Below are 26,334 nucleotides of genomic sequence, written 5' to 3'. Positions count from 1 at the left end.
TGATTTCACCGATTTAAAGAGTTGTGGCGGCACAAAATCGGTGAAATCATTCCCAAATCGGTGAAATCATTAAAAGTGATACCTCACAAATGCCTCCATAGCCTCATACTCCGCCATGCCCAGTTTATCATAATTTTGGGCAGTTTCGCGGGTACGGTCCTCGGCCCTCACCCAAAACTCCCTTGCGTCATCGCCCGGGAATACCGGTCTGTCCTTTTGGCTCTGGTGTTTAAAGATCGCGTTGCGTTTTCTTATTACTTCCTGTGGTGACAATGGTACAGCCATCTCTATCTCGTGGGTCTCAAATTCATGCCATGCGCCGCGGTACATCCACAGCCAGCAGTCTTTTACCCAGTCTTCGGTTACTTTTAAGCGGTTTAATGCCGCTACAATGATATTGAAACAAACCAAATGTGTTCCGTTCGGGTCGGCAAAGTCACCTGCGGCAAATACCTGCTGCGGTTTTACTTTTTGCAACAGTTCCATCGTTAGTTTGATGTCTGCTTCGCCGGCGGTGTTCTTTTTGATCTTGCCGGTTTCGTAAAACGGCAAAGCCATAAAGTGGATATTGCTGTCGGGTAAGCCGGCATACCGTGCGCCGGAGATGGCTTCTGTTTTGCGGATAAACCCTTTTACATCCCTGATCTCTTTGGTGTCTACCTGGTTGGGTTTTTTGGTAGGGATAAAGGCCCGCATGTCTTCGTAGATCTGTTTCAGCTTGCTGTTGTCCTCGCCGATGCTCTGGTTAAAGTCGATGGCGAATTCTACAAAGCGTAATACATCATCATCCCATACAGCCGTGTTGCCAGAGGTTTGATAGGCGACGTGCACATCGTGCCCCTGGTCAACCAAACGGATAAAGGTACCGCCCATGGAGATCACATCATCGTCCGGGTGAGGCGAAAAGATGATGGAGCGCTTCCGGGCCGGCTGTGCCCTCTCGGGCCTTTGCGAATCGTCGGCGTTGGGCTTACCGCCCGGCCAGCCGGTGATCGTATGCTGCAACTGGTTAAAGATGTCGATATTGATGTTATATACAGGGCCCTGTTCAACCGCCAGCTGGGCCATGCCATGGTTGTTGTAATCTTCTTCGGTTAGTTTTAAAATGGGTTTGTTTACCGTTTCGGCCAGCCAGATCACTGCTTTCTTTTTCATGCCGTTTTCCCAAACACAGTCTTTTACCAGCCAGGGCGTATCAAAGCGGGTTAATGAACTGGCAGCGGCTTCATCCAACACAAATTCAACATGATCCGATAATTGTAAATAGGTAGCCGGTACTTCTCCCGAGATCTCGCCTTCCACCGCTTTTTTTACGATCGGGGCTTTTTTCAAACTCCAGGCCATCAGGATGATCTCGCGGGCTTTAAAAATGGTGCCCACACCCATGGTGATGGCTTTGGTGGGTACATTTGATTTGCCGCCGAAATCGCGTGAGGCATCGTTCCGGGTCAGGTCATCCAGGGTTACTAACCTTGTTCCTGAGTTTGGCGCCGATCCCGGCTCGTTAAAGCCGATGTGGCCGGTACGGCCGATACCCAGGATTTGCAGGTCCAGCCCGCCAAGGGCGGTGATCTTATGTTCGTACTCCAGGCAAAAGGCGGCCACCTCGTCAAGGGCCAGGGTGCCATCGGGGATATTTACATTGCTTTTATCGATATCTACCTGCGAAAACAGGTTTTCGTTCATAAAGGTCACATAGCTTTGTGCTGCTGCAGCCTGCATGGGATAGTATTCATCCAGGTTAAAGGTGATCACATTTTTAAAGCTCAGGCCTTCTTCTTTGTGCAGCCTTACCAGTTCAGCATACACCCCGATGGGCGTTACCCCGGTGGCCAGGCCCAATACCGTTTTTTCGCCTTTGGCTTCTTTGCCGCAGATCAATGCCGCTATGCGGCCCGCTACGGCAATGGATGCCTGCTGCTGGTTGCCATACACCGTTACCGGCAGTTTCTCGTACCGCGTCTCTTCAAGTAAATTTAATCTCGCCATTGTGTTTATGTCTAAAGTCGTTCGTCTGAAGTCCGCCTTTGGCTCAAGCCTTTCGGCTCAAGACTCAGAAAAAATGGTTTATAAAAAGAACATTGCATAAAAAATCCCCGCCTAAACGAGGATTTATTCAAACCAATTTAACTATCAAAATTACCCTTACCGACATAAGGCCAAAGAATAGTCCGTTTAATGATGTTTTATGCATTATTCAATACAAACTTAATAAATTAAAATTAATATCCTCAAAACTTTTTAAAATATTTTAATAAGTAAACAAATGATGCGGGTATTGAATAAATTTAACCTGTATCGGATTAAAAACAGAGATAAAAACCAATAAAAAAACAGCTAAATTATGGAAGAATTGATCCTAAAGCCAGGCAACAAATAATAAGGAATAGGTTAAAGCCCTTGAAGCTTTTAGCCGGAGAATAGTGTTTGAGGACATTTTTCTCCCCCCCCCTCCGGCGATCTTACTTATGTCAAAGGTTATGTTGTAAAATCAAGTTGCAAATTAATTACACCAACGCGGGTATTCTCTATACCAACAGCGGTATTAGGTATACATAATTAAAATTCCTAACCATTTTTATATCGAAATGGTGTTTTGTAACAGTATTAAAACAATAGCAAATGAACAATTATCTTACTAAATTAGCCTCATTAACTGACTTTATTAGAATGGCGCCATTATCCAATCTCCGCTTTATGTCCTTTTTGTGCCTGGTGGTAGCCGTAATCCCTTTAAAAAACAAATCAATTCAATGAAAAAGCTATTTCTCCTGTTTGGGGCTGCATTATTATTTGCATCTGCGGATGCACAACCATCGCAAGATTCACTGTATGTGAGGGAGCATTATACCAAGATGGAAAAGTATATCACCATGCGTGATGGGATCCGCCTGTTTACGTCGATATATCTTCCAAAGGACCAATCCAAAAGATATCCGATCATCATGACCCGTACGCCTTACAGCGTTGGCCCGTATGGCGAAAACGATTACAAGCGCACGTTGGGCCAGAATATGCTGTTAGCCAGGGAAGGGTTTATTTTTGTTTACCAGGATGTTAGGGGCCGCTGGATGAGTGAAGGAAAATTTGTTGATGTGCGCCCCGATATTGATCATAAAAAAACCACTAAAGAAACTGACGAAAGCTCGGATACCTATGATACCATTGACTGGCTGATTAAAAACCTGCCCAATAATAATGGTAAAGTTGGCATAGAGGGGATTTCGTATCCGGGTTTTTATTCAACGGCCTCCCTGCCGAATGCCCACCCGGCTTTAAAAGCCGTATCGCCGCAGGCACCGGTTACCGACTGGTTCATTGGCGATGATTTTCATCATAACGGGGCTCTTTTTGTAATGGACGCGTTTTCTTTTATGACTGGTTTTGGCGTGCCGCGCCCTAAACCCATAACACCGGCAGAATTTAAAAACCCGGTTAAATATAAGGAGACGGATAATTATAATTTTTACCTGGATTTAGGGGCATTACCCAACTATAAAAAGCGCTATTTGGGCGATTCTGTAAAGTTTTGGGACAATATGATGGCCCATCCCAACTATGATTGGTTTTGGAAGGCGATGAATATCCGCCCGCACCTTAAAAATATCACACCTGCGACGATGGTGGTTGGTGGTTTTTTTGATGCGGAAGACGCCTTTGGCGCTCAACAGGTTTTTAAGGCATTAGAAAAACAAAACCCTGCAACGCACCCCAATATGCTGGTATTGGGTCCCTGGTTTCACGGCGGCTGGGAGCGGGGCGACGGGCAGTTTTTTGGCGACCAGAATTTCGGCTCCAAAACAAGCGAATGGTTTCGTGAAAATGTTGAGCTGCCCTTTTTTAAGTTTTACCTGAAGGATGAAAAAATACTCGACTTGCCAAAAGCTACCATATTTATTACCGGCAGTAACGAATGGCATAAGTTTAACCAATGGCCGCCTAAAAATACCGTAGAGAAAACGTTGTATTTTGGTGCCAATGGCCAGCTTTCTTTCGCTGCTCAAAAATCAAAGAACGCCGGTTTTGATGAGTACATCAGTGATCCCAATTCACCGGTTCCGTACCAGGATGGGATACAGGCGCACCGTACCAGGGAATATATGCTGGATGACCAGCGCTTCGCCGGAAGAAGGCCCGATGTGAAGGTTTACCAAACAGATACATTAAAGGACGATATTACGCTTACCGGGCCGGTAATTGCCGACCTGTTTGCTTCAACCTCAGGCACTGATGCCGACTTTGTAGTAAAACTGATCGATGTTTTTCCGGATAATTATCCTGATCCAAAACCAAATCCTAAAAGCGTTACGATGGCAGGTTATGAGATGCTGGTTAGGGGAGAGGTTTTCAGGGGGAAATTCCGTAACTCTTTCGAAAAACCAGAGCCCTTTGTGCCGGGGAAAGTTACGGAGGTTAAATATAACCTTCCTGATGTTGCCCACACATTTAAAAAAGGCCACAGGATCATGATCCAGGTACAAAATTCATGGTTCCCGCTGGTTGACCGCAATCCGCAAAAATTTGAGGATATTAACCAGGCAAAAGATGCCGATTTTCAAAAAGCAACCATCAGGATCTATCATAATGATGCCGCGCTTTCAAATGTGAAAGTTACCGTATTAGAATAGAGAATTACATCGATTTTTAAAAAGATTACACCGATTTAAATGAAAAAATACCAGTTGTTACTTTTGGCCCTTGGGCTTCTTACGCTAAAAGCAAACGCTCAGTTGGGTAAAGCAAAAGCAGTATTTACACGTGCCGATACCCTGCGGGGAGATTTATCAACCCCATTCCGTACCTGCTATGATATCGGGTATTACCACCTGGATGTTAAGTTTGATATCGAGCATAAATTCATCAGCGGGAGCACGCTCTTTAAATTTACCGCCATGCAGGATTTTACCAAACTGCAATTCGACCTGTTTGCCAATTTAAAAGTTGAAAAAGTAGTTTATAAGGGGCAGGAATTACCTTACACCCGCGAATTCAATGCTGTGTTTGTTACTTTCCCGGCTACGATAGCTAAAGGCAGTAAGGATGAGTTTACGGTGTATTATTCGGGCAACCCCACTATTGCTAAAAATGCGCCCTGGGATGGTGGTATAGTTTTTAAAACAGATTCAGCAGGTAATCCGTGGGTGGCTACGGCCTGCCAGGGCATGGGCGCCAGCGTTTGGTGGCCGAATAAGGATCAGCAAGCCGATGAGGTAGACAGCGCCCTGATCAGTATCAGCGTTCCCACCGGCTTGCAGGATGCGTCAAACGGCCGCCTCAGAAAAGTAACTGACCTGAAAAATGGGTATACCCGTTATGATTGGTTTGTTTCAAACCCTATCAACAACTATGATATTGAAGCCAATATTGGTAAATACACCCATTTTAGCGATACTTATAACGGCGAAAAAGGAAAGCTGACGCTGGATTACTGGGTATTGGCGTATAACCTTGAAAAAGCTAAAAAACAATTTGGGGAGAATGTGAAGGATATGATCAGCGCATTTGAACATTGGTTTGGCCCTTATCCTTTTTACGAAGATGGCTATAAACTGATAGAGGCCCCGCACCTGGGTATGGAGCACCAAAGCGGAACCGCCTATGGCAATCATTATATCAATGGCTATCTTGGCCGCGACCTTTCCGGAACAGGCTGGGGGCTGAAATGGGATTTTATTATTGTGCACGAAAGCGGGCATGAGTGGTTTGGGAACAACATCACTTCAAAAGACCTCGCCGATATGTGGATCCACGAGAGTTTTACCAATTACTCCGAATCCTTATTTGTTGAACAGCGCTACGGCAAACAGGCCGGGCAGGAATATGTACATGGTACCCGGATGTCTATTGAAAACGATCGCCCGATTGTAGGTATTTACGGTGTAAACAAAGAAGGCTCGGGAGATATGTATTACAAAGGTGGTAACCTGCTGAACATGATTCGCACCATTATTAATGACGATGAAAAATGGCGCAATATATTGCGGGGCTTAAACAAAACTTTTTACCACCAAACGGTAACATATGATGATGTTGTTGATTATATCAGTAATCAATCAGGCAAAAGCCTGAAACCTGTATTTGACCAGTACCTGCATTATAAAAATCTTCCGATATTGGAGTTTATGGAGATCCGCGGGAAATTAAATTGCCGCTGGCAGGCTGATGCAAATGATTTTAATATGCCTGTAAGGGTAAAGCTAAAAGGCGGCGAATACCAGTACATTCAGCCTTCAACCAGATTCAGACCAATTTCTATAACAGGCGCTACCAGGGAAAACATAGAGGTGGATACGTTTAATTATTATATAGGGGTGCTGGTGGATTAAGCCCCCGGCCCCCTAAAGGGGGAAATAATATGTTTTTTAAATTTTGAATTCAGCATTTCGACGCTCTTAATTCATTATTGTATATTATTCGTCGGGTATTGATATTAAAATAATAAGCCTGATTTCGTAACTTTAGTGCAACCTTATTGTTTTAAGTGTTGTCTTATTCTATAAAACATACAAATCATGAGATCAATTACAAGGATTTTGGCCGTAATCGTGCTGTTGGCCACTAGCGGCGTTTCTATCGCAAAATCCCATTCAGCTGTAAATGTAAATTTTTCAGAAATAGTCGACCGCCATCTTACGGGTTTCCATGCCGTAGATGTTGCGGGTTCGTTTGACGTATATATCACCCAGGGTTCAACAGAATCTGTTAAGGTGGAAGCGCCCGCTGAAATTATGAGCCGCATAATTACTGAGGTGGATGGCGGAGTTCTAAAAATATACAACAAACACGATACGTTTAATTGGGGCGACCTTTGGGGGCACCATAAAAAAATTGTCGTATATGTAGTCGCAAAAAACATTAACAGCATTAATCTAACTGGTTCAGGCGATGCCTTTTTTAAAGATGGGATTTCATCAAACACATTACGCTTAAGTATCAGCGGTTCGGGCGATATGACAGGCAGGGTAGATGCTAAAAACCTTGATTGCAGTATAACGGGGTCGGGCGACATGAAACTTTCAGGGCGTGCCGAAACTGCAGGGGTTAGTTTGGTTGGATCGGGCGATTTTACTGGCCGCAATTTGCTTACTGCTAACTGCGCTGTAAGGGTTTCCGGTTCAGGCGATGCACAGGTAAACGTAAGTGAAAGAATTGACGCGTCAGTAAGTGGCTCGGGCGATATTCGCTATACAGGGTCTGCAAAAGTAGTCAACAGCCGTAAAAGTGGCAGCGGGGATATATCGAGGTTCTAGAGATTAGGCCGAAAGTCAGTAAAGTCCGAAAGAAGCTGCAACTGACGTTTCGGCAATAATGATCTGAGTTGTGAAAAAAGAGCGGAGATTAGTTTCTCTTCTAATCTCCGCTCTTTAATTTCCAAACACTAATTCTTAAACCTCCCGATCACTCGTCTTCCCAAATCATAGGATACGTTAAATGCTTCCTGGTTACTTGTGTAGCCCGGCGTTCGGTGTACGCTCAATACAAATTTCCCTCGAAGCCCTTTATAAACGAAGGTGTTAAAGATCAGGTCGAGGCGGTTATAAAATTTCTTTTCGTAAAACGAATCGCCGAAGTTGATGTGCGATCCCTGCCCTGAATAAAATTCATCAAAAATGGCAAAGCGGCTAAAGCTTCCATAAGCGCTGGCGATAAACCCTTTTGGCGTTTGCAGGCCGTCAACACCGCGGGTCCTTTCCATCGATATCATCACCCCCGCTTCAAATGTTAAGGAGTCAAAGGCTTTTTGTTTATGGCTAAAATCAAGCCCCAGTTTAACCTGCCCGCCGCCGTTATCCTGTATATGGTCATCGGGCCGCAGTATTGCCGCTCCGGCATTATGCTCCAGCAAAAAATAATGAACAATGTAAAACGGCCCGGTTAGCGATGGTTTGTACTTGCCTTCAAACCCAAATAAAAACTGCTCGCGGGCGGTATCCGTTTGCCTGCTCACCCAATCAATCCAGCCGGTTTCCATAAAATGGGAAGTTTGATATTTGGCCAGCAAACCTTCCACATTCGGGCGGTAATATTGAAGGGTATCATTCAATAGCGCCCTGGGGTAATTATCAAGCAAGTCAGTTCTCGGGAATTCACCCGCCATAAATTGCCAGGTGTTGCTTTTAAATTTATAATATGCTACAGGGTTCACTTTTAAAAAGAAAGGCACCGCACCAAATTCATGTATACCATTAGCGCCTACTATAAAATGGTTTAAGCTATCAATATTTAAGCCGAAATCGAGTTCGGTTCGCATGCCTGAATAAGTGCGGGAGCGGGCAACAAAATCTTTATACTCACGGTTATCCAAAAAGCCAAGGCCGCTAAAATTTACGTCGATGCTTTGCGCAAGGGCAGCGCTTCCCGTTATAACTAAAATCAGGAAAGTAAAGTAGAGTTTTTTCATTGTTTAATAATAGGGGTTTTATTTAACTGTAAAGGTAATAATTCTGCCATTTTTGCTTCCCGGGAACGGATCGGTACGCAGCGAAAACAGCAGGTCGTAACTTCCTTTCTCCAACGGTGCATTTATCGTAAAATTATAACTACCTGTCTCGCCTGGCTTTAAATTTATTTGATTGAATGTGCTATCGGCTTTTTGGGCATTAACAACGTTACCGCCCTTAAAAAAACAGGCCTCCAAAACAACAGCATGTGTATAACCCTTATTGCCAAAGCTAATGGCATAAGGATATGGATTTTTAAAAGTTAATTGGAAATTGGTTTTCTTGCCCGGTGCTGTTGTAATTTTATATGTTGAGGTTTCGAAAATGATTTGCTGGTAGGTCCGGAAATCGTCAATCCAGGCGGTGTACCAGGTGCCGGCCGGCACTTTTATAGAATCGGTAGTCAGGCCTTTTATGGGGAACCAATTTAAATAAAATACCTTTTTATGTTGAAGGCTATCCTCTATCGGCCAGATATCAAATTGGGTGCGTCGGTAATAGCGGGTATCATAGGCAAAGCATTTCAGGCTATTGGTATAGAAATCGTATTTCGCCGGGTTTTGGAAACCCTCGCTCATTACCACATAATGGTCGCCTGCTTTTTCATTTACCACATGTGCCCAATCTTTAAAGCCATAATAGCTTTTTAAATGGCCATAAGTCCTGGCGAAGCCGAAACCGAAAATAATGATCAGCCTTACTACTAATATCAGGCTCAAATTAATCATCGCCAATGGGAAAAGCCATTTCGGCCTGCCGTTTTGCTGTTTAAAATGGATGAGTACAAGCATCACCAATGGGGCAAACAGGATGAAAGTCCAGTGCGGTTGCACCTCGCCGCGACTGCTGCTAAAGAAAAAGAAAATAAAAGTTCCTACGCAGTTCACCATTAGGGTTCGCACAAAGGCATCCTTTATTTTGGTAGTAAACGCTTTGTAAAAAAGGAACCAGCCAATCAGCGGGCCCGCCATAAATAACTGCCCTGGAATATAAGAGAAGGTATCGGTTAAATCATAAGTACGGGCCGAACGTTCAAACAAATGGTAATTGATGGAAGGATAGCCATGATTTGCCTGCCATAATATATGCGGCAGATAAAGTACACCTGATAAAATAACGATGGCCCAAAACGATCCGCGCTTTAACAATTTGATATTGGCTAGCACCGTAAACCCGATCAGCAACACCCCATTGTATTTACTGTAAAGCAGGCAGGCGATAACCACGGCCAATATAATTGCAAGCCCCCAATTTTCCTGTTCAATATATCGCTGGTAGACGTAATAAAACAAAACGGTAAAAAAGAAGAGCGGCCCATCCGGTGTGATGGTAAAGCCATAAATATGGAAAATGAAAATCCCCGAAACCACCAGTACGAAGGCCACAGCATCCACCGCGTATTTTTTTAGGATGAGCCAAAGCAGGTAGACGGATGCCGAACTGGCAAGCACGGTCAACAACCTTACTCCAAACTCATTATGGATTAATGCATAGCCAAATCGGATAAACAGAGCCACCATGGGTGGATGATCAAAATAACCCCAATCCAGGTAGCGGGAATACATCCAGTAGTATGCTTCGTCCGCCTGCAACTCAAGGGTAAAAGCCTGTACGGCGTTCAATATCGTCCAAAACACCAAAAAATAAAGAATGATTTTGTTGGATTTGACCGAGGTATATGAAACGTTATCTGGCATTAGAAAAAATTATCGCCGTAAAGTTAGGATTATACAGAAAAGTATGATTCACTTAATAAATCAAATTATAGCACAAGGATAATTGCCTGAAGGTCGGTTATCCGTTTAAAACCTTTATCCATTGTGAATAAAGGTAAATCATAATATATAGCCGTTGCAGCAATAACGGCATCCGGCAGCTTTACTTTGTACCTGGAACGAATGCTGATAGTGATTTCTTTAATTGCTGGTTCGATATCAACAATATGGCATTGCGCTAAAAAATCTTTTAATAGGGCTGAATCTTTTTGGGTAATATTTGGAAAGCTTAAAACCTCTATTTCGGATTTTATGGAAACAAAGAGATTGCGGTTGTTGATTAATTCTCTTACTTCATTTACCCCGTTGAACAGATTTATGATGAGCGAGGTATCAACAACAATGTTATCTCCACTCATCTCTCGCTTCAAATTGATAAGTTAGCCCATCAATACCAAAGTTTATTTTACCAAAATATTTATCAATGTTTATCGGGGCTTTTCTCTTTGGCAGCTTTTTTATCGCTTCATCGAGTTTTATCCTGCTGGTCGATTTATCTACCTCAATTATTTTTGACATATTCAAAGATACAAATTATCTAAATTTAAAATATCTTAAAAACTCTTATTAAATTTACAAATACTCTTATATTATCTTACCTTATAAATAGTTACACATTTTAGTTATGAGTGAAAAAAAAGAAAAAAGAAGGCTTTTTAGTTGGATTATAATACAATTGAGTTATTTGGTGATTTTCTTTATTGTGTTTATTCTTATTTCATGCAACAAAAACCATGGGACTAAAGAGATGGACAGTATAAGAGTGATTCCGTCAAAAGCTATTGCTAACACCGTAAATACGTGGAAAGCTCCCGATTCAACCACTATCCCAAAAAACAAAACAGGCGATATGATCCGTTATGGCAAAGAACTACTGGCCCATACGGCAAAATATTTTGGCCCCAGGGGAAGTATTGCCCAATTATCAAACGGCATGAATTGTCAGAATTGCCATCTTGAGGGCGGCCGCAGGCTGTTCGCCAACAACTATTCAGGCGTGCTGGCCAATTACCCAAAACAGAGTTACCGCAGCGGGAAAATTCAGCCGCTTTCAGGCCGTATATCCGATTGTTTTAACCGCAGCCTGGCAGGTAAAGTTCCCGATACAAACGGCAGGGAAGTGCGCGCTATGATGGCTTATATCAATTGGATAGGGCAGGGGGTGAAAAAGGGCAAAAAGCTGTTTGGTTCGGCAACAGAAAAACTCGCGTTTTTGAAAATCCCCGCTGATCCAGATAAAGGGAAAGTTGTTTTTGTATCGAAATGCAGGGTTTGCCATGGCGCTAATGGTGAAGGTTTGCTTGCCGCAGATCAGCTCACCTACACCTACCCGCCATTATGGGGAGATCATAGCTATAATAATGGCGCCGGTATGTACCGCATCGGTAACCTGGCAGGTTTTGTTAAAAATAATATGCCTTTTGGCGCAACATACAAGAGCCCTCAGCTAACAGATGAAGAAGCCTGGAATGTAGCAGCGTTCATCAATTCTCAGCCCCGCCCGCATTACGACCAGCGTAACGACTGGAAAGACCTAAAAAACAAACCTATTGACCTCCCATTTGGGCCTTATGCTGATCACTTTAGCGAAATGCAGCATAAATACGGGCCGTTTGGACTGATGAAGGCTGCGCAAAAATAATTTAACTAAACTTAGCGCACCCCGTGCCTTCTCAGGTGTTCTCTGCGGTTAAAATTTAACGCAGCGTACGCAAAGAGTGTCGCGGAGCACACAGAGATTTATTGCATAACAGGCAAAATTATACTACTCGGGAACGCGATAGAATGATACACCTTTTGCGTTGCCGACTGGTAATCGCTTGCTTTGGCGTCAAAAATATTGGGTACGTACTTTTGCGGATTCCTGTCAATTACCGGGAACCAGGTGCTTTGTACCTGCACCATTATTTTATGCCCCTTTTTAAATACATGATCGGCGCCATGCAGGTCAATGCTGTATTCCTCCACTTTTCCGGGTGTTATCGGCTCTGGCTTAGTGAAGCTTTTCCTGAACCTGCCGCGAAATACATCATCCGCGATCATCAGCTCATAACCCGACATCTTTAACTCTTTTTTATAATCCTTGGGATAAACATCGATCAGTTTAACCACCCAATCCGCATCGCTGCCCGAGGTTGATGCATATAGTTTTGCCAGTACATTGCCAGTTATGGTAACGTCTTGCGTAAGGGTATCGGTTTGCCATGTTAATACATCGGGGCGGTTATCCACAAAGCGCTGGTCTTCTGTCAGCCAAAAATACCAGCGGGAACCTGGCCCGTAAGTTTCCTCAATTGGCCTTTGGCGATATGGCACCGGTTTTGATGGATCAGATACATAGCTGTCAAATGTCTTCTCAGCCGCGGAGGGTTTTTCGAAGGAAAGCTTGCCATCGGTATGAAAGTAAATGTTTTTGCTCACGGATTCTTTAGGTGGCCAGGCGCTATAATTGATCCATTTGTTTGAGCCTGTTTGAAAAGATATAGCCTCGGCAAAATTACCATCGCCTTTACCTTTTAAATACCATGCAAACCATTTAGCCTGTATCTCTTTCCTGAAATAAGTGCCTGTAGCCTGCCCGTCGAATTTGATATTGCCCAGGCTGGTGCCCTCGCCACCGGCCCATCCACCATGTCTCCATGGGCCTAAAACAATAAAATTTTTGTGGTTAACATCTTTTTTCTCCAAAGTCTTGTAAGCGGTTTGCGGGCCAACCATATCCTCCTGGTCCCACCAGCCCGATACATGTTGTATAGCGGTTCTCGGGGTGTCCAGGCGGTAAGCCAGTGCCTGTTTTTGCCAAAAACTATCATAATTGGGGTGTGCAATAAAGTTGTTCCAGGTGGGCAGTGTGTTATGCGCGTATTTTTTATTAATGTTTGATAAGGTACCTAGTTTAAGGTACCAATCATAAGTATCGTACTGCCCAAAATTATATAGCGAATCCGTTTTTGCAGCCTCGGTTAATACCGAATACTCAAAACCATAACTTAAACGGAATGCGCCGTTATGGTGGAAATCATCGTTCATAAACATATCCGCCGGCGTGGCCTGTTCTGATACTGCTTTCAAAGCAGGGTGAGGATCAGTGCCGGCAATAATTGCTGTCCACCCATCGTAGGATATACCATAGATGCCGGCTTTGCCGTTGTTGTCCGCAATGTTTTTAAGCAACCAATCAATGGTATCATAAGTATCGCTTGCTTCATCAATGGCTTTCGGATCTTTTTTATCGCGGTTAAAACGCTGCATTTCAAATGTCCCCTGTGATAAATACCTGCCACGGATATCCTGGGCCACAAAAATATAACCATCGTCGGCCATATCTTTGATATATCCTTCCCTTTCCGGACTCGGGTTTTCACTTACGCCATAGGGTGTCCTCGTAATTAAAAATGGTAATTTCTCTGCTTGATTTTTTGGGGTGTAAATAACGGTATGCAATTTAATCCCATCCCTCATGGGTATCATTACTTCCTGGCGGCTATATTTATCATCAGGTTTGGTGGGCTGTGCAAAAAGGTTAGCTGAACATAAACATAGGATACCTATAAATGTGATCTTTGTAAAAAATGTGCTCATAATTGCTGAATTAAGGATGGATGACTAAAGATAGGGAATTAGTTGAAATTAGTTGTAAGGGTTGTAAATGTTGTAATAGTTTTAGCTGCTAAAAAATCTGACTTGTTTCTATGAAATTTCTAACTTCTTAAAACCTTTGCAACCCTTACAACTTATTATAACCAATGCCCGCTAACTACAACAATTCCGCCTGGTTTTACGACAGGCTTTCCCGCCTGGTATATGGTAAGGCTTTGATTAAGGCGCAGGTTTACCTGTTACGGTTTATTCCCCCAAATTCGAATATTTTGATCGTTGGCGGCGGCACAGGGTGGATCTTGGACGAAATAGTTAATATTCATCCATCCGGTTTGCAGATCACTTATGTAGAAATAGCTCCAAAAATGATGGCGCTTTCAAAAAAGAGAAAAGCCGGCAACAATAGGGTGATTTTTATAAACGAGGCCATTGAAGATGTTCGTCTGCTTCCTGATTTTGACGTTATAATTACGCCATTTTTGTTTGATAATTTTACGGAACAAACTTTCAAACAGGTATTCAATCATATTCATTCCTTTTTAAAACCGGGTGGCCTATGGCTCAATTGCGATTTTCAATTGAAAGGAAAATGGTGGCAAAAGGGATTACTAAAATCGATGTTTTTGTTTTTCAGGATGATTTGCGATATCGAAGCATCAGCGCTGCCCGATGTGAACAACCAGTTTAATCAATGTGGTTATAAGGCCATTGCCTCACAAACATTTTTTGGAGAATTTATAATTTCGCAGGTTTATAAACAAGGATGATCAGACTTACGAAGTTTTCAAAACTTCGTAAGTCTTTGAGAAACTATCCTGCATACACAAACTTGTACCCAATCCCCCTTACGGTTTGCAAATATTGCGGCGAATCAGCATTGGTTTCAATCTTTTTGCGCAGTCTTACAATATGCATATCCAGGGTGCGGGTATTTACATCGGCATTATAGCCCCAAACTTCCATCATTAGTTCTTCGCGGTTGATCACCTTATTTTTATTTTTAAGGAAATAAAGCAAAATCCGGTTTTCAAGGATGGTTAATTCAATTTTGCGGTTATCCCTGATCAATAAGTGCGTATTGGGCTGGTGCTCCATGTTTGCAAATTTGTACGACTCCGATTTATCCGTATTTAATGAAAATTTGATTTTACTATCTATCATCGCCACCAAAACATCCATATTAAATGGTTTGATGATGTAATCTGACACCCCAAATTTATAAGCTTCAATTTTGTCAATATCCTGGCCTTTGGCGGTCATCATAATTACCTGGCCGTCGTAACCGTTGTTTCTTATGTTGGTGCAAACCTCTGATCCCTGTTTACCTGGCAGCATCCAGTCCAGCAATACCACATGGGGGGTTTCTGCCAAAACTACTTTTTCACCATCATCGCCGTTTGGGGCCTCTAATACTTTGTACCCTTCTGATTGTAAGCGCTCAGCTACCAAAAAACGCAGGTTCTCATCATCTTCAACCAGCGCGATCTTAATTTCTTTGTTCATAATTCAATTTTCATAAGGCAAAGTGACGATAAATTCCGATCCTTCGTTCACTTTGCTGTTAACAGATATGTCACCGTGCATAAAATTTACCAGTTCTTTACAGAAAGCCAAACCAAGGCCAACACTCCCGTTTTGATTATACTGATTTTCGATACGGTAAAACTTTTTAAAAATATTATTCAACTCGTTTTTTGGGATACCGATACCTCTGTCGGTAAAAGAAAAAACAATATCCCGTTTTTGGTGTAAAACATTAATATTCAACACTTTTTTACTTGGATGTGAATATTTATAGGCGTTTTCGATCAGATTTTGAAAAACACTGCCTAAAAGCACAGGGTCGCTATAAAACGACGTAACCCCATGAGCCCTAAAGTTGATTTTAAAGTCAGGGTATTTTATTTTAAATGTTTCTATATACTTCGTCACGAAAGCTTCAACGTCAATTTCTTCCTTTTTAATATCAATCGATTTGTTTTCAAGCTGCGTAAATGACAAGAGTTTATTCATCAGATCATTTAGTTTATCAGCTTCTTCGTTCAATATCCTTCCATACTGTTTACGTTGTTTATCACTCAGCCCGCCCTCGGCGCTCAGGTTCGATCCGGCTATTTTAATTACGCTCACCGGTGTTTTAAACTCATGAGTGAAATTATTAATGAAATCATATTGCAGTTTGAATAATTTAAGGTTTACATTCAGGTTGCGGTAGATAAGCCACCCGATCAGCACTAAAAAACAGTAAATTAATAAAACCATCGCGGCAATAGGCATAAATCTGCGATTGGTTTCTGCCGAAAGGTAATTGCTGTCGGAAGTAAAGTAGAGTTTAAAATCAGCAAATGCCCCGGGTAAAGCAGCTTCGGTTACCAGGTTATTGTTACCTGCATCAAGGGGGTCATAAACTACCGGTTGAATACTTACATCCTGATAAAGTTCTTTATGCGTGTTCTTAACCCTAAGCGAATAGGGGTCTAAGAAAAAAGTCATGATATTTTGTTTGTAATAAGAGGATGGGCTACCATTTTTTATCAATTCGCGATAGTTTTTTACATCTGTGCGCCGGGGGATATTTGAATAGCTGATCTTTCCTGATTTTATATTATAAAAGGTATTAAATATCTCGATCTGGGACGACTCCTTCGAGGTGTCGGAAAACGCAATATAATCGCTTAGCTTCACCGCCATTTCTTTAAAATCGTCCTCGTCGCTTGTATTCCAAATCCTAATACCCCTAACTTGCCCTTTTGCAGGAGCATACTGGTACATTTGGTTGATGGAGATGCCAAGGTTATCCCTTAATACCGTACTGCTTTTTTGATTACTAATCCGGGCATCGTAGAATACTATTTTTTTTACAAAGGAGAAATTATGGAAAATTGCATCAGCATATTTTGCTGCAGAGGTGGAATCCAAAAATCCCTGGTAAGAAGTGATCTCCGGGATCTTATTTTGAAATAAGTCATTATAGGGCTTCATGGTTTGCTCTAATACCTCAATTTTTTTTGAAGCAAATTCATTATCGATATTTTTAGCGTTAAAATCATACGAAATAAAAAGCGCGACAATAAAAATCACCGAAATCAAAATAAGGAAAACAACGACCAGCGAAAAGTTTTTGCGATAAATGCTTTTTGACTTGTTCATAACAGGGTTTATGGATTAACCCGCATATTTTTATCCAGGAATTGTTCTATCTCGGAATACATTTGCAACCTGTTATGCTCGCTCCTGAAAAAGGTCCGTTCATTTGGCTTTAAAAAGTACTTCACATTTTCACTCCCGTTTTGTTTTTGCAGCTCGCGTACAAACTGGTTTAACTCACTGATGTTCGCCCTGTCGTCTTTCGCTCCCTGAAAAATCAGTAAAGGCACTCTAATCTTATCGGTATGAAAAACCGGTGAAATAGCCCTTAGTTGGACGGCATCTTTTTCGGGATCACCAACCATTTCGTACATCATTTTTACCGATGGTTTTAAAAACGGCGGCGCATCTTTAATGAAAGAGAAAAAATTGATGAGGCTGTGTTGCACAATAGCACAATTGTATAATTTGGGATGGAGTGAGATCCCATATAATGCGGAGAATCCGCCAAACCCTGCGCCGAAAATGGCTATTTTATCCGGATCAGCCGTTTTATTGCTGATGAGCCAGTTAACGCCATCCGTTATATCCTGTTGAATTCTGCCACCTACTTCTTTAAAACCCGCGTTGTGAAATGCCTTGCCATAACCGGTGGACCCCCTGAAATTTATCTGGAAAACCGCGTACCCCCGGTTGGCTAAAAATTGTACTTCGGGATTATAGCCCCACCAAAAACTTTGATTAAATGGTCCGTCGTGTGGCATTATTACAACGGGTAGGTTTGTGCTTTTTGTACCCTGGGGTAATGTGAGATACCCGTTAATAGTTAATCCGTCACTTGCCTTGTATGATACCGGCTGTACCATGCACAGATCTTTTGAATTGAGCGTCGAATTGATGTCACCCAGTTTTTTTAACTGCCCGGTTTTATTTTCGTACAAATAATAGGTGCCCGGGTTTCGGTCAGTATAGGTAATAATGATAAATTTATTTTCGGCGCTATCCCTGTCGGTAATGTTTATTTCGGTGCCTTTAAGTTGGGGTTGCAGTTTGTCATATATGCTTTTAATGTCCGCACTTAAAAAATGTTTTTGTGGTTTTGCCGCTTCCCATCTCACCATTTCAAGGTGGTTTTTGTTTTTTGAGTATTCAACATCCTGTATGTCCGAATTTATGCATGAATACAATACCCTCATTTCCTTTCCGTTTTCAGCATTAATTTCGACCAGGGCTGTTTTATCGCGGTTGACATTTGATAAAGCATAGAAATAATTTTTTTCACCCGTAAAGGCAATAGGCCTTACTGAGGTGCTGAAATTATTTTCAATAATTCGCCGGAACGGAGCGTTTTCAGTAGGGCGGAATAAAATAGTTTTGTCAACTCCGTCTGATGAAGTGATCAGCCGTATTTTACCATCCACTTCCGGGTACCATTCTGTTATATTTCCAGGGTTGATAAGATAGGGGATCAGTTCGCCTGTTATAATGTTTAACCGGTAAATATCAAAATTTGCCGGGTCACGTTTGTTCATCCTGATGGTAATTATATCCGGCTGCTGTTTATTCCTGTTCAAAAGGCTTATCCTGACATTTTGCTGGTCAAGAATATTTTTTAGTTTTAATGTGGCTACATCTATTGTAAACAGCTTTAATTCATCATTAGCCACTAAATCCTGGCTAAAAACTATATGATTGTTATAGGTCCAAAAATAATCGCCCCTAACCGGATAGTCCGTCAAAGAAGTGGCCATTTGTTCCTTGCCATCCGGTAATTGCTGGATAAACAGGTTCTCTTTGCCCTTATATGCTTTTAGGTAGGAAATATATTTGCCGTCCGGAGATATCCTGAAGGTGCTTTTTTCAGGGATCTTAAAAAAATCGGAAATAGGTATTAGTGGTGTACTTCGTTGGTTGCAAGTACATAAAGCCATTATTACAGCGATAGAAAGTAATATCCTTGAAGGCCTTAACATTGGTTTATATTTAATCGTTTTAATTAGGTTAAGGTATGCAATATACTCAATCAATTTTAAGTGTCACTACAATTTTACCCTGCAAAACCGTTATATAACTATAGTTTCAATTTAAAAAAGAGACAAATTGAAGATTTGAAAATGCAAAAAATAATAGGATTTTCACTCATAAAACGAAGAATATTAAAGTTAAAATCTTCAAATGTGCTTATCTTCAAATTAATGCTAATTGATTACTTTTGAAAAGATGAAATATTTCCTGGTTTGTGCTTTACTGGTTTTCTCCTGCCTTTCAAGTGCTTTTGCACAGGATACTGAACTACAGCTGGCAAAACAATATGCTGCCAATGGCGAGCAGCAAAAGGCCCTTGATGTTTATCAAAAGCTATATAAACAGGATAACGAAAGCTATTTTGGTGTATATGTGAATACCCTGCTGGAACTTAAAAAGTTTGATGAGGCTGAGGGGATCACTAAAAAAATGATCCGAAAACACGCCGGCGATCATCAATATATTATAACGCTTGGAACTGCTTATATCCAGCAGGGCGAGGTTGATAAGGCCAATGCTTTGTACGATGACCTGCTGAAAAATCTGCCTCCCGACCAGGGCGAAATAGCTGCCCTGGCATCTCAATTCTACCAAAATGCGAATATTGAGTACGCCATTAAAATATTTGAAAAGGGCCGTAAAATGCTGCACAATGATGCCCTTTTCTCTTACGAGCTGATCAATCTTTACCGGTATAAAAGAGATAAAGCAGCACTTACTGAAGAATATCTAAACTTTTTACCTGCAAACCCCGCATTCATCAGCCAGGCGGAGAATACGCTGGCAGGCCTTTATGAAAACGCAGCGGACTACGATATACTCAGGATTGCTGTTTTAAAAAGGATACAGAAGGATCCGCAACAGCCCCTATATCCTCAATTGCTCACCTGGCAATTCATGCAGCAAAAAGATTTCGACCAGGCGTTAAACCAGGCGCTGGCTTTAAGCCGTCGCCTTAACGATGATGGTAGCAGTGTTTTTGAGCTTTGCAGTACCCTTGAAGGAAATGATGCTTATGACGCTGCGATCAGGGGCTATGAATACCTGATCAGTAAAGGGAAGGATTCGCCTTATTACATTTCTTCGAAGATTGAACTGATCAATACCAAGAACCAAAAAGTTACGTCGGGTAAATATACTGAGGAGGATCTTTTGAGCCTCGAAAAAAATTATAGCGCGCTGTTGGATGAATTTGGCAAAAACGTCAACACCGTTTTTGCCATGCAAAAACTCGCGAATTTAGAGGCATTTAAATTGCATAAACTGGATGAGGCGCAAAAAATCCTTGAAGAGGCCGTCGCTATCCCAGGGGTCAACCGGACATTACTTGCCTCATGTAAGCTGGATCTGGGCGATATTTCGCTGCTGAGCGGCAAACCATGGAATGCCACTTTATTGTATAGCCAGGTTGAATTAGATAACCAGGCTTCAACCGTTGGGCAGGATGCAAAATATCGCAACGCAAAACTGGCCTATTATACAGGCGATTTTACCTGGGCAAAAGGCCAGCTGGATGTTTTAAAAGCTGCAACGTCTGAGCTGATCGCAAATGACGCTTTGAACTTGTCGTTGCTTATTTCAGAGAGTTTATTTGCCGATAGCACCGGGGCGGCTTTGAAGATGTTTGCAAGGGCCGACCTTTTAATTTATGCCGAACAGCCCGAAAAAGCAATGCATACTTTGGATAGTATTGATACTAAATACCCGGCGAATTCCCTCGCTGATGGCATATTAATGGCAAAATCAAGACTGCTTATTCAGCAAAAAGATTATCCGGCAGCAGTTATTCTTTTGAAAAAAATAGCACAGGAGTATGGCACGGGCCTTTGGGCCGATGATGCAGTATTTATGCTCGGTGATATTTACGAAAACCAGCTAGCTGACAAAGAACAAGCCAAAATTTATTATCAAAAGATCATTACCGATTATGCAGGTAGCCTTTGGATCAACGAAGCCCGTAAACGTTTCAGGCTTTTAAGAGGGGATAAGAATGACGCTTCGTAGTGCAATAGTTCACTGGTTTATTGTTCATTGGTATTTACGGAGCACAAAGTCAACATAAAGGGGGTAATTGAAATAAGAATTTAAACTTTTAAAAACTATTACAACCTTTACAACATATTACAACTAACACATGATCATATTTAACGATACCGTAATTATAGAAGAAGCCGTTCAGGAAAAGTGGCTTAATTGGATAAAGGAAGTTCACATACCTTCGGTTATGGGCACGGGCCATTTCAAATCATACCAGATCCTTAATGTTATTGATTCGCCTAATGAAGGGGTTACCTATTGCATTCAATACCGTGCAGATAGCATAGCCGATTTTAACCAGTTTTACAGTAAACATTTACACCGTCTGCAGGAAGCCCATAACCGGGAATTCGAAAACCAGTTTGTGATATTTAATACACTGATGCAAACAGTTGATTAATTGCCGGGGTCAGAATTTACAGGATTAAAGGATTTTCAGAATTCTGTCAATGCTGCAATCCTGTAAATTCTTATCCTTACTGCTTTATCAAATTATACAATTCATCCAATTTTGGTGAAAGCACAATTTCAATACGCCTGTTTTTTGTGCGCGCATCGTTGGTGTTGGCTGGGTCAACAGGTTGGTACTCACTTTTACCTGTGGCAGTAAGCCGTTTCGGATCAATCTTTTCTACTTCGGTTAAATACCGGCAAACTGAAGTTGAGCGCAATACACTCAGGTCCCAGTTATCTTTGATCTGGCCAAGGTTGATTACTTTTTTATCGTCTGTATGGCCTTCAACGGCAATAGTAATATCAGGTTCTTTATTAAGCACAGCAGCCAACTTTTGCAATGCCATTTTACCGTTTTCATTAATAACAATACTCCCCGATGGGAACAGTAATTTGTCAGCTAAAGAAACATATACTTTACCATCTCTGATGTCAACGGTTAACCCGCTGTTTTGAAATCCGAGCAGGGCTTTCTGCAATTTATCCCGCAGTGCATTTGATGCATCGTCCCGTTTATGCAGGGCATCTTCAACTTCTTTTAGCCGGGCTTCGCGTTTTTTCAGGTCGGCTGATAGCTGGCTTACCCTGCTTGAACTTGTGGTGAAATTATTGTTTAACGCGCTGTATTTGTCATTCAGCGAATTGAAATTTGTATTTAAAGCATTGTAATTATTTTGCATATCGTTTAGCTCGCGGTGCAGCCTCATTGTGTCGGCACGCAGTTTGGCAACTGTATCTTCAAGGGCACCTGTCCGGGTAGCCAGCGAATCACGTTCAGCGACTAAAGCTTTATATTTTTTAGGTGACAACACTACGCATGAGTGTAAAACAAAACAGATGGCGGTGGCAATTAAATAGTACCTTATTTTCATGACAATAAATTATGGTTGATTAAGCTAATGCATTATTTAAAAAAACGTTAAGGGGATAAATTTTGCCGCAAATGCCGGCAATATCCGGCACCGCATTTTTTAGTAATAATTCATCATCCTTTAAAGGGTGAAAAGCTACAAAACTTTTTAGTTTCAACAATTCAATATTTTCATTATCAGCGCTGTATTCTCTTGGAACACTTTTTAGTTGTTCTTGTTTTCTGAAATCGCCAAACAGACTTATAAACTCCGGTTCGTCAATTATTTTTTTCAGATCGTTTGCGTTGTAGTCAATTTCCTGTCTTATAGCTTTTAAATGCTCCGCCTCGGGCATCCAGTAGCCACCTGCTATTAATGAATTTCCGGGTGAAATTTGAAAATAATATTCAGCTCTGCCCGCTTTTGTTCCTTTGGTAGGGATGCTTACGCCAAAGTAGTTTTTGTAAGGGGTTTTATCTTTACTGAAACGAATATCGCGGTAAATGCGCATTACACATTTTTTGGCGTCGAGTGCCTCATCAATTTGCGGATCAATTTTATGCAGCAGTTTTAGTAGTTCGCTTGTAAAGGCAATAACATTTTCCCTGGCTGTTTCGTGCCGCTCCTTGTTGGCCATAAACCATTCGCGGTTATTATTTGCAATCAGTTCTTTTAAAAACTCAATGGTGTGCCGTTGAATCATCTTTATCTAAATGTGGCTGGTAATTTATTTTAGGGGATAGCCAATATAATAACAAAACGCGTGAATACCTGAAATTGATAGGTGAAAGGACGAGCAATCCTGTTAAGATTGTGCCGATATATAACCAGGGTGATGTTGAATTTTGAGTTATACCCAAAGTGAGCCCTACTATCAAAAGGCCTTCCATTACGTTTAATGCATAGCTTACATACATTGCTGCATAAAAATACCCGGGTTCTATCTCGTAATATAAGTTACAATGCGGGCACCTGTCAAATATCTTGTTAGACCCGAAATTATAAATCCCGCCACTAAACATAGCGCCTCTGCGGCATCGCGGGCATTTGGCATGCAGCATTGCCCATGATTTAGCTGTTTTTGACATTTATTTTTGAGATAAACAGGTTTCCCCAGGTTTAATACACTTAGTTTAAATGTAATTTATCGTTTTGGATATCGAGATTAACATTTTTGCGCCTGAATTTTTTATACCATATAAAGCCAACAAAGCCCACTGCAAGGTAGGGGGCGGCTAACAAAAGATATATGCCTTTATTTAATCCATTTGCTGCATTACCGCCATTTTTTGAATTGGTGGCTACCTGTGCCGCACATTGAGAGCATTGTGCTTGCACTGGTTCAAATGCAATCATCACCAGGCAAAGTATCCCAAGTGTTATAGTTATTTTAAGCCATGCTTTCATAAATGCAAATTTAGCTTATTTAATGATAGGAAGCAATCCGGGCTGGTTGCGTTTTAAATCAAAGCCAGACACAACCTTTAACTTTTGCAGATATCCTTAAAAATGGTAATAAGGAGAAATCATCAGGTAAACAATAACGCCCGTAACTGTTACATAAAACCAAATTGGGAAGGCCCATCGCACCAGCTTTTTATGTTTTTCAACCTGCATTTGCAGGCCCCGGTAAAAACTTAGCAATATGAGTGGTAAAACGCCGGCAGCAAGGATAATATGGGAGATGAGTATAGCTAAATAAACAGGGCGTAAAGTACTCACGGCTTCGCTTTCTGATGCGGACAGGTGCCCATCGCCATTAACATCGCCAAATATGGTATCGGATTTCAAATAGTGGAACAGGATGTACGAAACTAAAAATAACGACGACAAACAAAAGGCCGTAATATTTATGCGCTTGTGCATTTGAATGTTATGAAGCTTTATAAAATAAAGCGATGCCAGCAGCAGCAGGCTGCACGTACCGTTTAAAAATGCGTTAAGCATTGGTAAGTAAACAGTGAATGAAGGAATTACCGCAGGGGCAGGAATGAGCCTCCGGTTTAATACCAGCACTACAACAAATACGAATACGGATACTGCTGCAACAAAACGGAATATAAATTTATCTGTCATAACTTTGTTTTTAGAACCAGGATTAAGGAATCCGGCGTATAGAAAAAACCCCTTTGTTATCGGGAGTCAAAAAGCAATCACTAAATGTATAAATGGCATGCATTGAGCAACAGGGTGCAATTTTGGATTATTACGATATTTTGAATGTCCTGATCCCTGATTCGTCACCTAATACATTGGTGTATCATTTTTTAACACCTCTTCTTTTATTAATACTTTAATTTCATCACCAAGCTTGATCATATCTGAAGTGGATGCGCCGCTGTAATATCCTCTTATCCGTAGTTCCCCGTCAATCAACATGAGCTTATCACTGTAAATAAAGTTGTCATTATCGGACTGTAGTGCGTTAACCAGGAAGCCATTATGCGCCAGGGGATAAATAGCAGCCGTATCGCCTGTTAAAAACAGCCATCTTGATGACGCCGGTTTAATCACATTAGCATAGTTTTTTAAGGCTTTTACGGAATCGCGTTGGGGATCAACAGAGATAGAAACAAAGTAAACCATTTTACTGGCTGCATAACCCGTAGCCAATTGGTTGATACTCGTGTTCATCTGGTCGCATAAGCCTTTACAGTGCGTGTAAAAAAAGTTAGCGATGAATATTTTTTTGGAGAATGTTTTTGGCGTTATGGTGTTACCGTCCTGGTCGGTCAGTTTAAAGTCTGGCAACGTGTGATAAAGCGTATCAGGTACATCGTTATGGCCAACCTTGTGCGTTGTTTTTAGTACGGTTTTAGGCCCGTAAACCGGTAGATTTAAGTACCTGTTTTTGCCCTTGGATACCAGTAAATAATATAAAAATCCTGGCACCAATAAGACAAGTACCAGGATTATAGTTTTTTTTAATATGACCGCAATTTTCATATGTGCCTTAAACCGATCCAATAGTGGCTCTCATTTGTAAGCACCAGTATTAAACCGATTATAAAAAGAATGGGAACGATGATAGCCAGCGCCAATCCCACTTTTTCAAATTTTAAGTGCATAAAAAATGCGACAATAAAATATGCTTTTAATAAAGTTAAAACAATATAAGCCGGGTTTATCCAAACCGCACCGTCTTTATAATGGGGAGCTATCACTAGTGCGATAAAAAATTCCACACAGGTAATCGCCGTTAGAATATAAAAGATCTTTAATATTCTTTTTTTGGTCATTCCTTCGTGTTCGCCGTGTTCAGCGCCTTCGGCATGAACTGTTGTAGTTTCTGATGACATATCTTAATCAGGTTAAATTATCAAACTAAATAGAAGAAAGTAAATACAAACACCCACACCAAATCTACAAAGTGCCAGTATAAACCTACTTTTTCGATCATTAAATAGCTGCCGCGTTTTGCATAGGTGCCCAGTAAAACGTTTATCGTAATGATGATATTAATAACCACCCCCGAGAATACGTGGAAACCATGAAACCCTGTTATAGTAAAGAATAAATTTGCAAACTGATGAGATGTCATTGCCATCTGGCCTTCTGTTACGTTTCCTTTAAAAAACTCTGACATCACTTCTTTGGTTGGAATATGTCCCCACCAGAAGCCTTCGCTGTGTAAGTGATTCCACTCCAAAGCCTGGCAGCTTAAAAACATCAATCCGCCTAATATGGTGAACAACATCCAGGTAACTACTTCTTTTTTTGCATTGCGATGGCCCGCTTCAACTGCCAAAACCATTGTTACCGAACTCGCTATCAGTATGAAGGTCATGATACCTACAAATACCAAAGGAGCGCCGTGCTCAATTGAAGTTCCGGGAACGGATTGGAATACCAAAGATGGCGAAGGCCATGTTGGGGCGCTAAAACGTAAAGCGCCGTAAGAGATCAATAATGATGAAAAAGTAAATGCATCCGAGAGGAGGAAAAACCACATCATCATTTTGCCATACTCTACATTAAAAGGCGATCTGCCTCCTGACCCTGGTGTTGATTTTACCTCATCAACATGTTGTGTTACTGCTGTACTCATTTGTACTTAGTTATTTG

24 protein-coding genes are annotated in these 26,334 nt (G+C 41.5%); 7 read left to right on the top strand and 17 right to left on the bottom strand.

Annotated elements, in window-relative coordinates; genetic code table 11:
• Positions 1 to 69: 69 nt before the first annotated feature.
• On the bottom strand, positions 70 to 1,989 hold the full coding sequence (locus QZY09_RS19705) for a glucosamine-6-phosphate deaminase (protein ID WP_295675182.1): 1,920 nt from the start codon (positions 1,987 to 1,989) through the stop codon (positions 70 to 72).
• Positions 1,990 to 2,753: 764 nt separating this feature from the next.
• Here QZY09_RS19705 and QZY09_RS19700 point away from each other — a divergent pair.
• The 3 genes from QZY09_RS19700 to QZY09_RS19690 all read left to right on the top strand — a co-directional run bounded on the left by QZY09_RS19700 (position 2,754) and on the right by QZY09_RS19690 (position 7,250).
• Complete coding sequence (locus tag QZY09_RS19700; protein WP_295675180.1) at positions 2,754 to 4,628, top strand: CocE/NonD family hydrolase; 1,875 nt, start codon at positions 2,754 to 2,756, stop codon at positions 4,626 to 4,628.
• A 39-nt stretch (positions 4,629 to 4,667) separates the two neighbouring features.
• Positions 4,668 to 6,326 (top strand): M1 family metallopeptidase, encoded by a 1,659-nt coding sequence (locus QZY09_RS19695; RefSeq protein WP_295675177.1) that lies wholly within the window; start codon positions 4,668 to 4,670, stop codon positions 6,324 to 6,326.
• 186 nt (positions 6,327 to 6,512) lie between these two features.
• On the top strand, positions 6,513 to 7,250 hold the full coding sequence (locus QZY09_RS19690; protein ID WP_295675174.1) for a head GIN domain-containing protein: 738 nt from the start codon (positions 6,513 to 6,515) through the stop codon (positions 7,248 to 7,250).
• Positions 7,251 to 7,378: 128 nt separating this feature from the next.
• Here the strand turns inward: QZY09_RS19690 and QZY09_RS19685 are convergent, their stop codons facing one another.
• The 4 genes from QZY09_RS19685 to QZY09_RS19670 form a co-directional block, all read right to left on the bottom strand.
• Positions 7,379 to 8,401, bottom strand: a complete 1,023-nt coding sequence (locus QZY09_RS19685; RefSeq protein WP_295675172.1) for a hypothetical protein — start codon at positions 8,399 to 8,401, stop codon at positions 7,379 to 7,381.
• 18 nt (positions 8,402 to 8,419) lie between these two features.
• Complete coding sequence (locus tag QZY09_RS19680) at positions 8,420 to 10,138, bottom strand: glycosyltransferase family 39 protein (protein ID WP_295675170.1); 1,719 nt, start codon at positions 10,136 to 10,138, stop codon at positions 8,420 to 8,422.
• A 65-nt stretch (positions 10,139 to 10,203) separates the two neighbouring features.
• A complete protein-coding gene (locus QZY09_RS19675; RefSeq protein WP_295675166.1) occupies positions 10,204 to 10,575 on the bottom strand; it encodes a type II toxin-antitoxin system VapC family toxin in 372 nt (123 codons plus the stop codon).
• A complete protein-coding gene (locus tag QZY09_RS19670) occupies positions 10,562 to 10,735 on the bottom strand; it encodes a hypothetical protein (protein WP_295675164.1) in 174 nt (57 codons plus the stop codon). The genes QZY09_RS19675 and QZY09_RS19670 overlap by 14 nt, the downstream gene beginning before the upstream one ends.
• A gap of 229 nt (positions 10,736 to 10,964) precedes the next feature.
• On the opposite strand from QZY09_RS19670, the gene QZY09_RS19665 reads away from it, so the two are divergent.
• Positions 10,965 to 11,858, top strand: coding sequence for a c-type cytochrome (locus QZY09_RS19665; RefSeq protein ID WP_295675162.1), 894 nt, complete (start codon positions 10,965 to 10,967; stop codon positions 11,856 to 11,858).
• Between the two features lie 98 nt (positions 11,859 to 11,956).
• Here the strand turns inward: QZY09_RS19665 and QZY09_RS19660 are convergent, their stop codons facing one another.
• Positions 11,957 to 13,798 (bottom strand): CocE/NonD family hydrolase, encoded by a 1,842-nt coding sequence (locus QZY09_RS19660; protein ID WP_295675160.1) that lies wholly within the window; start codon positions 13,796 to 13,798, stop codon positions 11,957 to 11,959.
• Positions 13,799 to 13,962: 164 nt separating this feature from the next.
• Between QZY09_RS19660 and QZY09_RS19655 the strand changes: the two genes are divergently transcribed.
• The gene (locus QZY09_RS19655) at positions 13,963 to 14,583 is read left to right on the top strand and encodes a bifunctional 2-polyprenyl-6-hydroxyphenol methylase/3-demethylubiquinol 3-O-methyltransferase UbiG (protein WP_295675156.1); all 621 of its coding nucleotides are present in this window, start codon (positions 13,963 to 13,965) and stop codon (positions 14,581 to 14,583) included.
• A gap of 43 nt (positions 14,584 to 14,626) precedes the next feature.
• On the opposite strand, the gene QZY09_RS19650 is transcribed toward QZY09_RS19655, so the two are convergent.
• The 3 genes from QZY09_RS19650 to QZY09_RS19640 are packed head-to-tail and all read right to left on the bottom strand — an operon-like array spanning position 14,627 to position 18,876.
• Positions 14,627 to 15,319: a response regulator transcription factor gene (locus tag QZY09_RS19650; protein WP_295675154.1), complete on the bottom strand. Its 693-nt coding sequence runs from the start codon at positions 15,317 to 15,319 to the stop codon at positions 14,627 to 14,629.
• Positions 15,320 to 15,322: 3 nt separating this feature from the next.
• Entirely contained in the window at positions 15,323 to 16,966 is a 1,644-nt protein-coding gene (locus QZY09_RS19645; RefSeq protein WP_295675152.1) for a HAMP domain-containing sensor histidine kinase, read from the bottom strand.
• 8 nt (positions 16,967 to 16,974) lie between these two features.
• The gene (locus QZY09_RS19640) at positions 16,975 to 18,876 is read right to left on the bottom strand and encodes a prolyl oligopeptidase family serine peptidase (protein WP_295675150.1); all 1,902 of its coding nucleotides are present in this window, start codon (positions 18,874 to 18,876) and stop codon (positions 16,975 to 16,977) included.
• A 247-nt stretch (positions 18,877 to 19,123) separates the two neighbouring features.
• Between QZY09_RS19640 and QZY09_RS19635 the strand changes: the two genes are divergently transcribed.
• Together QZY09_RS19635 and QZY09_RS19630 are read left to right on the top strand one after the other, a co-directional pair.
• Complete coding sequence (locus QZY09_RS19635; protein WP_295675147.1) at positions 19,124 to 20,932, top strand: tetratricopeptide repeat protein; 1,809 nt, start codon at positions 19,124 to 19,126, stop codon at positions 20,930 to 20,932.
• A gap of 130 nt (positions 20,933 to 21,062) precedes the next feature.
• Positions 21,063 to 21,365 (top strand): DUF4286 family protein, encoded by a 303-nt coding sequence (locus tag QZY09_RS19630; RefSeq protein WP_295675145.1) that lies wholly within the window; start codon positions 21,063 to 21,065, stop codon positions 21,363 to 21,365.
• 76 nt (positions 21,366 to 21,441) lie between these two features.
• On the opposite strand, the gene QZY09_RS19625 is transcribed toward QZY09_RS19630, so the two are convergent.
• The 8 genes from QZY09_RS19625 to QZY09_RS19590 all read right to left on the bottom strand — a co-directional run bounded on the left by QZY09_RS19625 (position 21,442) and on the right by QZY09_RS19590 (position 26,317).
• A complete protein-coding gene (locus QZY09_RS19625; protein ID WP_295675142.1) occupies positions 21,442 to 22,290 on the bottom strand; it encodes an OmpA family protein in 849 nt (282 codons plus the stop codon).
• 19 nt (positions 22,291 to 22,309) lie between these two features.
• The gene (locus QZY09_RS19620; protein ID WP_295675140.1) at positions 22,310 to 22,972 is read right to left on the bottom strand and encodes a DUF2461 domain-containing protein; all 663 of its coding nucleotides are present in this window, start codon (positions 22,970 to 22,972) and stop codon (positions 22,310 to 22,312) included.
• A complete protein-coding gene (locus QZY09_RS19615) occupies positions 22,950 to 23,357 on the bottom strand; it encodes a DUF983 domain-containing protein (RefSeq protein ID WP_295675138.1) in 408 nt (135 codons plus the stop codon). Before QZY09_RS19615 ends, QZY09_RS19620 begins: the two co-directional genes overlap by 23 nt.
• Positions 23,358 to 23,397: 40 nt before the next feature.
• On the bottom strand, positions 23,398 to 23,676 hold the full coding sequence (locus QZY09_RS19610; protein WP_295675136.1) for a hypothetical protein: 279 nt from the start codon (positions 23,674 to 23,676) through the stop codon (positions 23,398 to 23,400).
• A gap of 96 nt (positions 23,677 to 23,772) precedes the next feature.
• Positions 23,773 to 24,345, bottom strand: coding sequence for a DUF420 domain-containing protein (locus QZY09_RS19605; RefSeq protein ID WP_295675134.1), 573 nt, complete (start codon positions 24,343 to 24,345; stop codon positions 23,773 to 23,775).
• A gap of 168 nt (positions 24,346 to 24,513) precedes the next feature.
• The gene (locus tag QZY09_RS19600; protein WP_295675132.1) at positions 24,514 to 25,215 is read right to left on the bottom strand and encodes an SCO family protein; all 702 of its coding nucleotides are present in this window, start codon (positions 25,213 to 25,215) and stop codon (positions 24,514 to 24,516) included.
• Positions 25,212 to 25,568, bottom strand: coding sequence for a cytochrome C oxidase subunit IV family protein (locus QZY09_RS19595; protein WP_295675130.1), 357 nt, complete (start codon positions 25,566 to 25,568; stop codon positions 25,212 to 25,214). The genes QZY09_RS19600 and QZY09_RS19595 overlap by 4 nt, the downstream gene beginning before the upstream one ends.
• 20 nt (positions 25,569 to 25,588) lie before the next feature.
• Positions 25,589 to 26,317 (bottom strand): cytochrome c oxidase subunit 3, encoded by a 729-nt coding sequence (locus tag QZY09_RS19590; protein WP_295675128.1) that lies wholly within the window; start codon positions 26,315 to 26,317, stop codon positions 25,589 to 25,591.
• Positions 26,318 to 26,334: the final 17 nt, after the last annotated feature.

It is taken from the genome of uncultured Mucilaginibacter sp. (assembly GCF_903913935.1).
Lineage (GTDB): Bacteria > Bacteroidota > Bacteroidia > Sphingobacteriales > Sphingobacteriaceae > Mucilaginibacter.
Note: the sequence above shows the minus strand (reverse complement) of the source record. Positions and strands in the feature narration are given on the sequence as shown.

Coding starts and splice junctions, on each gene's coding strand:
- QZY09_RS19705 (WP_295675182.1), bottom strand. CDS start 1,989: ATGGCGAGATTAAATTTACTTGAAGAGACGCGGTACGAGAAACTGCCG.
- QZY09_RS19700 (WP_295675180.1), top strand. CDS start 2,754: ATGAAAAAGCTATTTCTCCTGTTTGGGGCTGCATTATTATTTGCATCT.
- QZY09_RS19695 (WP_295675177.1), top strand. CDS start 4,668: ATGAAAAAATACCAGTTGTTACTTTTGGCCCTTGGGCTTCTTACGCTA.
- QZY09_RS19690 (WP_295675174.1), top strand. CDS start 6,513: ATGAGATCAATTACAAGGATTTTGGCCGTAATCGTGCTGTTGGCCACT.
- QZY09_RS19685 (WP_295675172.1), bottom strand. CDS start 8,401: ATGAAAAAACTCTACTTTACTTTCCTGATTTTAGTTATAACGGGAAGC.
- QZY09_RS19680 (WP_295675170.1), bottom strand. CDS start 10,138: ATGCCAGATAACGTTTCATATACCTCGGTCAAATCCAACAAAATCATT.
- QZY09_RS19675 (WP_295675166.1), bottom strand. CDS start 10,575: ATGAGTGGAGATAACATTGTTGTTGATACCTCGCTCATCATAAATCTG.
- QZY09_RS19670 (WP_295675164.1), bottom strand. CDS start 10,735: ATGTCAAAAATAATTGAGGTAGATAAATCGACCAGCAGGATAAAACTC.
- QZY09_RS19665 (WP_295675162.1), top strand. CDS start 10,965: ATGGACAGTATAAGAGTGATTCCGTCAAAAGCTATTGCTAACACCGTA.
- QZY09_RS19660 (WP_295675160.1), bottom strand. CDS start 13,798: ATGAGCACATTTTTTACAAAGATCACATTTATAGGTATCCTATGTTTA.
- QZY09_RS19655 (WP_295675156.1), top strand. CDS start 13,963: ATGCCCGCTAACTACAACAATTCCGCCTGGTTTTACGACAGGCTTTCC.
- QZY09_RS19650 (WP_295675154.1), bottom strand. CDS start 15,319: ATGAACAAAGAAATTAAGATCGCGCTGGTTGAAGATGATGAGAACCTG.
- QZY09_RS19645 (WP_295675152.1), bottom strand. CDS start 16,966: ATGAACAAGTCAAAAAGCATTTATCGCAAAAACTTTTCGCTGGTCGTT.
- QZY09_RS19640 (WP_295675150.1), bottom strand. CDS start 18,876: ATGTTAAGGCCTTCAAGGATATTACTTTCTATCGCTGTAATAATGGCT.
- QZY09_RS19635 (WP_295675147.1), top strand. CDS start 19,124: ATGAAATATTTCCTGGTTTGTGCTTTACTGGTTTTCTCCTGCCTTTCA.
- QZY09_RS19630 (WP_295675145.1), top strand. CDS start 21,063: ATGATCATATTTAACGATACCGTAATTATAGAAGAAGCCGTTCAGGAA.
- QZY09_RS19625 (WP_295675142.1), bottom strand. CDS start 22,290: ATGAAAATAAGGTACTATTTAATTGCCACCGCCATCTGTTTTGTTTTA.
- QZY09_RS19620 (WP_295675140.1), bottom strand. CDS start 22,972: ATGATTCAACGGCACACCATTGAGTTTTTAAAAGAACTGATTGCAAAT.
- QZY09_RS19615 (WP_295675138.1), bottom strand. CDS start 23,357: ATGTCAAAAACAGCTAAATCATGGGCAATGCTGCATGCCAAATGCCCG.
- QZY09_RS19610 (WP_295675136.1), bottom strand. CDS start 23,676: ATGAAAGCATGGCTTAAAATAACTATAACACTTGGGATACTTTGCCTG.
- QZY09_RS19605 (WP_295675134.1), bottom strand. CDS start 24,345: ATGACAGATAAATTTATATTCCGTTTTGTTGCAGCAGTATCCGTATTC.
- QZY09_RS19600 (WP_295675132.1), bottom strand. CDS start 25,215: ATGAAAATTGCGGTCATATTAAAAAAAACTATAATCCTGGTACTTGTC.
- QZY09_RS19595 (WP_295675130.1), bottom strand. CDS start 25,568: ATGTCATCAGAAACTACAACAGTTCATGCCGAAGGCGCTGAACACGGC.
- QZY09_RS19590 (WP_295675128.1), bottom strand. CDS start 26,317: ATGAGTACAGCAGTAACACAACATGTTGATGAGGTAAAATCAACACCA.